Genomic DNA, 1,155 nt, shown 5'->3' with positions numbered 1-1,155 from the left:
CTTTACCGACTTTGTGCAGCTCCGTGAATGCTTCCGCAACTTCATCAGCATCCATCAATATATCTGGACGATGGGTCAATAGCACATCGATTTCATCCACATTTAAGCGCTCAAGTGAGTTGTTCACTGATTGGTAAATGTGTGCCGAACTTGTGTCGTAGTGATTAATTTTGCGTTCAGGTGTTTTGTCACCACACAAATTAATGTCACATTTGGTCACGATCTGGATTTGGTCGCGTACGCTTTTATCCAAAGCTAACGCTTCACCAAACAACGCTTCACATTCGTAGTTACCGTAAATGTCTGCGTGATCGACCGTCGTGATCCCTAACTCAATATGTTGCTTAAGAAATGACAAACGCTCTTGAGCCGTCATTCCCCAATCTGCCGCACGCCAATATCCTTGAACTAGCTCTGAAAATTCAGGGCCATTTGGTGCAGTCACAACTTTTGCAACCATGGGCTTTCTCCTTTAATTGAACTGCATTCATCCTAGTCTTGTTTTCACATCGTCTCAACGGGTAAACTTTCGCAATTCGAACTGGAGTACGAAATATGTCTTTTGCCCAACGTTTAGCCACTTTGATTGGCGAAGAAAGCATCAGCGGATTTGCGCGACGCGTTGATGTGTCGGAAGCGCTCATCCGAAAGTACCTAAAAGGCAGCGAACCTAGCCTAACCAAAGCCAATCAGATTGCGATGCGGGCAAACTGCTCTCTTGAATGGTTAGCGACGGGTTGCGGTTATCTCTACCGTCGAGCTGAAGTGGTGGATATGGATGCCTATAAATTGGCTTTCCAACACGTGATGAATGAAGAGCTGACAGAAGATAAAGAAGAGCTTCATCGAAAGCTCATTGCAGGGTACCAATACCTGCGCGCACATAAAAAGGCAGACGGATTTTTAGATGAATCCGCCATGGCGACATTTCTTGCTTTGCATAAAGAGACTAAAGCCGAGTAAGTCGCAACTCGATCATTTCGCCATCACTGAGTAAAGTAATGACTACGTGCGGTGATGGCTCTGTAAACTCATCTGCTTTTACCCAAACCATAGACCTCTCAATCTCTGGCGGGTAGCGATTTATCAGTAACACCACTTCTTTGTCGACCTCTCCTGCAGATTTGTTTTTAAGCGACGCTGCGACATCGTATT

General features: G+C 45.3%; 2 protein-coding genes and 1 pseudogene. 1 reads left to right on the top strand and 2 read right to left on the bottom strand.

The window, feature by feature from the left end; translation table 11 throughout:
* The coding region (locus tag R7Z78_RS24575; RefSeq protein WP_169643797.1) for an aldo/keto reductase at positions 1-460 on the bottom strand (460 nt) is incomplete at its 3' end.
* A gap of 95 nt (positions 461-555) precedes the next feature.
* Here R7Z78_RS24575 and R7Z78_RS24570 point away from each other — a divergent pair.
* Entirely contained in the window at positions 556-963 is a 408-nt protein-coding gene (locus R7Z78_RS24570; protein WP_005499247.1) for a transcriptional regulator, read from the top strand.
* Here R7Z78_RS24570 and R7Z78_RS24565 read toward each other — a convergent pair.
* Positions 950-1,155, bottom strand: a pseudogene (locus R7Z78_RS24565) (hypothetical protein); the annotation flags it as partial. The gene R7Z78_RS24570 and the pseudogene R7Z78_RS24565 sit on opposite strands and share 14 nt — an antisense overlap.

This window comes from Vibrio sp. 1167, assembly GCF_033340375.1.
GTDB classification, from domain to species: domain Bacteria; phylum Pseudomonadota; class Gammaproteobacteria; order Enterobacterales; family Vibrionaceae; genus Vibrio; species Vibrio alginolyticus.
Note: the sequence above shows the minus strand (reverse complement) of the source record. Positions and strands in the feature narration are given on the sequence as shown.